Here is a 3,280-nt window from a genome sequence, read left to right as displayed (position 1 = left end):
CTCCCGCACAGCACCCCTCCCCACCACGAAGAAGTGAAAGGACCACCATGTTCGAACTCCGCAGAGGCACCAGGAGCCGCGTGCTCGCCGGCCTCGTCGTCGCCGGCATCTCGGCGATGACCCTCGTCTCGTGCAGCACCGACTCCGGGACCGCCTCGGCCGGCTCGGCCGCCGACCTCGACGCCGCCCTCGAGCGCGGCGGCGAGCTCACCTACTGGACCTGGACGCCCACCGGCGCCGACCAGGCCGCCGCCTTCATGGAGGAGTACCCGAACGTCGAGGTCGAGGTCGTCAACGCCGGCACCGCGACGGACGAGTACACCAAGCTGCAGAACGCCATCAAGGCGGGCTCGGGAGCACCGGACGTCGCGCAGATCGAGTACTACGCGATGCAGCAGTTCGCCCTGTCGGACGGACTGCTCGACCTCACCCCCTACGGGCTCGCGGACCTCGAGGAGGACTACACCGCGTCGACGTGGAGCGCCGTGAACCTCGACGGCGGCCTCTACGGCCTCCCGCAGGACTCGGGCCCCATGGTGATGCTCTACAACCAGGCGATCTTCGACCAGTACGGCCTCGCCGTGCCCACCACCTGGGACGAGTACATCGCCCAGGGCGAGAAGCTCACCGCCGCCGACCCGTCGAAGTTCATCACCAACGACGCCGGCGACCCCGGCTTCGCCGACCCGCTGATCTGGCAGGCGGGCGGGCAGCCCTTCACGACGGACGGCACGGACGTCACCATCGACCTGCAGGACGAGGGCTCGAAGAAGTGGGCCGACACGTGGAACCAGCTGCACGAGCCCGGTCTGCTCTCCCCGATCCCGACGTGGTCGGACGACTGGTTCACCGCCCTGGGCAACGGCACGATCGCGACGCTGATCACCGGAGCCTGGATGCCCGGCATCCTCGAGGGCTCCGTGCCCGACGGCGCCGGTGACTGGCGCGTGGCCCCGCTGCCGAGCTACGACGGCTCGGCCGCCACCGCCGAGAACGGCGGCAGCGCGCAGTCGGTCATCGAGCAGACCGACGACCCGGCCCTCGCGGCGGCGTTCCTGCGCTGGCTGAACAACTCCGACGAGAGCATCGGCGTGTTCCTGGACGGCGGCGGATTCCCCTCCACCACGGCCCAGCTGAACGCCGACGAGTTCCTGAACGCGACCCCCGAGTACTTCGGCGGCCAGGAGATCAACAAGGTCCTCGTCGACGCCTCCGAGAACGTGGTCGAGGGCTTCGAGTACCTGCCCTTCCAGGTGTACGCGAACAGCGTGTTCCCGGACACCGTCGGCCAGGCCTACGCGAACGGGACCGACCTCAACGCCGGCCTCGAGGCGTGGCAGGAGAACCTCGTGACCTACGGCGCCTCGCAGGGCTTCACCGTCAACGAGTAGTCGGGCCGGACGCACGACGACGCCCCCCTCTCCGCCCGATCGGCGCAGAGGGGGGCGTTCCCACTCCACCACCACCCTTCTTCGAGGGCCCGGTCAGCGGAGCTTCCGTTCATCCGGGCCTCGGACAACCCCTTGACGGATAGCGTCACGGCTGTAGCCGCGGAGCGCTCGACCAGCAGCTGCAGCCGTGTCCGGCCGAGGCGACGTGCACCGTCGTCGCAGAGGCCGGCCACGTCGGCAGCAGCGCTCCGACCACCGCTGCTCCCCGCACCATCAGCCCGGAACGCAGCGACGCGTGCAGCCGCGGCACCTCCCTCGAGGAGGGGCCCGGTCCGCGGAGTGTCGAGGCCCCGCCGCGACGTGCTCCGGGCGACCCGTCCCCGCAGCACGAGCCGATCGGAAGTCACCCCATGGCCAGAGCCACCCCCTCCAGCACCCCGCCGCCGCCCGTCCCGAGCGCGGGCGCCTCCTCCCTCCGCACCGCGGGTCGCGCGACGACCACGCTGGTGCGCGCCCTGGCGCTCACCGCCGCGGTGACTATCGCCGTGACGGGACTGTCCCTCCAGGGCGCTCCGGCCGCCTCGGCCGCCGAGACCGGGTCGGCCTTCGGGCCCGACGGCACGCACTACCCGTCCGACACCCCCGACATCCGTTCCGGCTTCGAGGGCCTCACGGTCGTCGACGTCGCCGCGTCGGGCCCCGCGATCCGCCGTGCGCTCGACGCACTGAAGCCGGCCGAGATCGCGGCGGGAGCCGTCATCCGGGTCGCTCCCGGGCACATCTCCGACCTGTCGGCGGTCAGCGGCTACCGCAACACCGGCGCGACCAAGGTGCTCGTCACGGCGCGCGACGGCTTCCAGTCGGTCACCGGCGGCGACTGGGCCCTGCGGGCGGTCACCGGCCTCACCCTCCTGCGCTTCGACATCGACTCGCTCGACGTGAAGGGCGCCACGCACTCCTCCTTCGCCCGGCTGCGGATCAACGAGAACTGGATCGGCCTCGCCGCCTCCTCGAACGTGCCCGTGCGCGACGTCGAGCTCATCGAGGTCGTCGTGCCGCAGTCCATGGTGAAGAGCGGCGACACCGCCCAGATCAAGGCCTTCGCCCCCAACGTGATGAGCGACGTGCTGGTCGAGGGCGGCTACCTCGCCCCGTCGTACTACGTGGACGCGGTGTACGGCGGGTCCAACCCGGCGCGGCCCCACACCGACACCCTCCAGATCGAGGGCGGCGGAGTGACCGGCCAGGTGACCCTCCGCGACACCGTCGTGTTCAGCTCGAACAACAGCGCCGTCATCATCGGCGGAGTGCGCAACGTCGCGTTCGAGGAGTCGCTCGTCGTCGGCGGCAGCACCACCGTCCAGCGCTACCCCTTCCTGCGGGGCGGTGCGGGCGCCGCGGGCGCGATCAACGGACCGGGCAGCCTCAGCGCGATCCAGGGCTCGGGCGGCGGCAACGTCGACGCCTCCGACTCGACCCTCATCGGCTCCCTCCAGCCCGTGTGGGACAGCGTCGTGAACACGCGCACGAACATGGCCGGCAAGACGGCGAGGACGGGCGGCTTCACCGTCGACTCGACCCTCTCCTCGACGACCGCCGCCGGTCTCGACGCGATGAGCACTCCTCCGACCACGGCGTACCTCGCCGCGATCTGGGACGACATCGAGGAGCCGAGCACCCCGGAGCCGACTCCGGAGCCGACCGTCGAGCCCACTCCGGCCCCCTCGCCCGAGACCACGCCGGACCCGACCCCGACCGCGACGCCGACGTCGAACTCCGGATCTGGAAGCCGTCCCAGTTGTACAGCGACACGAAGGGCTGGACACCGAACGGGAGAGGCCCGCTGCCGCCGGCCCCGTCGGCGACGGTGACCGATCCCGAGATGGTGA

Annotated in this window: 2 protein-coding genes; both read left to right on the top strand. The window is 71.3% G+C overall.

Going from position 1 to position 3,280, the window contains the following annotated elements:
- The first annotated feature begins 47 nt into the window (after positions 1 to 47).
- A complete protein-coding gene (locus tag NB037_RS19050) occupies positions 48 to 1,391 on the top strand; it encodes an ABC transporter substrate-binding protein (protein WP_251948579.1) in 1,344 nt (447 codons plus the stop codon).
- A 410-nt stretch (positions 1,392 to 1,801) separates the two neighbouring features.
- Positions 1,802 to 3,262: a hypothetical protein gene (locus NB037_RS19045; RefSeq protein WP_251948576.1), complete on the top strand. Its 1,461-nt coding sequence runs from the start codon at positions 1,802 to 1,804 to the stop codon at positions 3,260 to 3,262.
- Positions 3,263 to 3,280 lie beyond the last annotated feature (18 nt).

The organism is Rathayibacter rubneri, assembly GCF_023743255.1.
Taxonomy (GTDB): Bacteria; Actinomycetota; Actinomycetes; order Actinomycetales; family Microbacteriaceae; genus Rathayibacter; species Rathayibacter rubneri.
The sequence above is the reverse complement of the archived record's forward strand: the minus strand, read 5'-3'. Positions and strand labels throughout refer to the sequence as shown.

Bases quoted from the DNA above. Each gene is read 5' to 3' on its own strand.
- NB037_RS19045 (WP_251948576.1), top strand. From the start codon at position 1,802: ATGGCCAGAGCCACCCCCTCCAGCACCCCGCCGCCGCCCGTCCCGAGC.
- NB037_RS19050 (WP_251948579.1), top strand. From the start codon at position 48: ATGTTCGAACTCCGCAGAGGCACCAGGAGCCGCGTGCTCGCCGGCCTC.